The 1,700-nt window shown below is 65.4% G+C and carries 2 protein-coding genes; both read left to right on the top strand.

Annotation, left to right across the window (positions count from 1 at the left end; all coding sequences use genetic code 11):
- On the top strand, positions 1 to 526 hold a 526-nt coding region (locus HP546_RS29925; protein ID WP_306126023.1), incomplete at its 5' end, for a nitrilase-related carbon-nitrogen hydrolase.
- Positions 527 to 528: 2 nt separating this feature from the next.
- Positions 529 to 1,700: metalloprotease TldD (gene tldD, locus HP546_RS29930; protein WP_172233406.1), on the top strand; the 1,172-nt coding region annotated here is incomplete at its 3' end.

Raw genomic sequence — 1,700 nt, forward strand, 5'->3', positions numbered from 1 at the left:
AGTGGCACGGTATGACAAGTTGCACCTGTTCGACGTGGACGTTACCGACAACCGTGGCCGCTACCGCGAGTCGGATGATTACGCCCATGGCGCCCAGGTGGTGGTGGCGCAAACACCGATTGGCAAGCTGGGGCTGAGCGTTTGCTACGACTTGCGCTTCCCCGAGCTGTACACCGCGCTGCGGGCCGCTGGGGCAGAGCTGATAACGGCCCCAGCTGCGTTTACCGCAGTGACGGGCGCGGCGCACTGGGACGTACTGGTGCGCGCCCGAGCTATCGAAACCCAGTGCTACCTGCTGGCTGCGGCGCAGGGCGGCACCCACCCTGGCCCACGGGAAACTCATGGCCATGCGGCGATTGTCGACCCCTGGGGGCGGATTGTCGCGCAACAGGCGCACGGCGAAGCGGTACTGCTTGCCGAGCGCAATACAGATGAACAAGCGTCCATCCGGGCGCGCATGCCGGTGGTATTGCACCGGCGCTTTTTCTCGCAGGACGCATTGCGGCCTGCGCACACCTCGGAGTGACTATGAGCCAGATGTTATCCACCGTCAGTGAGCAGCTCCTGGCCCCAGGCGGCTTGACCCTGGACAGCCTGCAGAGCGTGCTGGGTGAGTTGGCCGGCCCCGGCATCGATGCCGCTGACCTGTACTTCCAGGGCCAGATCTCGGAAACCTGGGCGCTGGAAGACGGTATTGTCAAAGAGGGCAGTTTCAACCTCGATCAAGGCGTGGGCGTGCGTGCCCAGTCCGGTGAAAAGACCGGTTTCGCCTACAGCAATGCGATCAACCTCGAAGCTCTGACCTCGGCGGCCCGCGCTGCCCGGTCGATTTCCCGTGCGGGGCAGAACGGCAGTGTGCAGGCATTCCGTAGCCAGGAAGTGCCCGCGCTGTATGCCGCCGACAACCCGCTCGATGTACTCAGCCGTGCCGAGAAGGTAGAACTGCTCAAGCGTGTCGATGTCGCCACCCGTGCCCTGGACCCCCGCATCCAGCAGGTCAGCGTAAGCATGGCCGGGGTCTGGGAGCGCATCCTGATCGCTGCGGCGGACGGCAGCCTGGCCGCCGACGTGCGCCCGCTGGTGCGCTTCAACGTGAGCGTCATCGTCGAGCAGAATGGCCGTCGCGAGCGCGGCGGGCAGGGCGGTGGCGGGCGTACCGATTACCGGTTTTTCACCGAAGAACGGGTAATGGGCTATGCCCGTGAGGCGCTGCGCCAGGCCCTGGTGAACCTGGAGGCAATCCCTGCACCTGCCGGTACCTTGCCTGTAGTGCTCGGCTCTGGCTGGTCGGGGGTGCTGCTGCACGAGGCCGTCGGCCACGGCCTGGAAGGCGACTTCAACCGCAAGGGCAGTTCGGCATTCAGCGGCCGCATTGGCGAGAAAGTGGCATCGAGCCTGTGCACCATCGTCGACGATGGCACCCTCGAGGGCCGCCGTGGCTCGCTGAGCGTGGACGACGAAGGCACCCCGACCGAGTGCACCACGCTGATCGAGAACGGCGTGCTCAAGGGCTACATGCAGGACAAGCTCAACGCCCGCCTGATGGGCATGGCGGTCACCGGCAACGGCCGGCGTGAGTCCTACGCGCACCTGCCGATGCCGCGCATGACCAACACCTACATGCGTGCGGGCGAAAGCGACCCGCAGGAAATCATCGCGTCAGTGAAGAAAGGCATCTACTGCGCCAACCTCGGGGGTGG

Source organism: Pseudomonas sp. CM25 (assembly GCF_013179705.1).
Taxonomy (GTDB): domain Bacteria; phylum Pseudomonadota; class Gammaproteobacteria; order Pseudomonadales; family Pseudomonadaceae; genus Aquipseudomonas.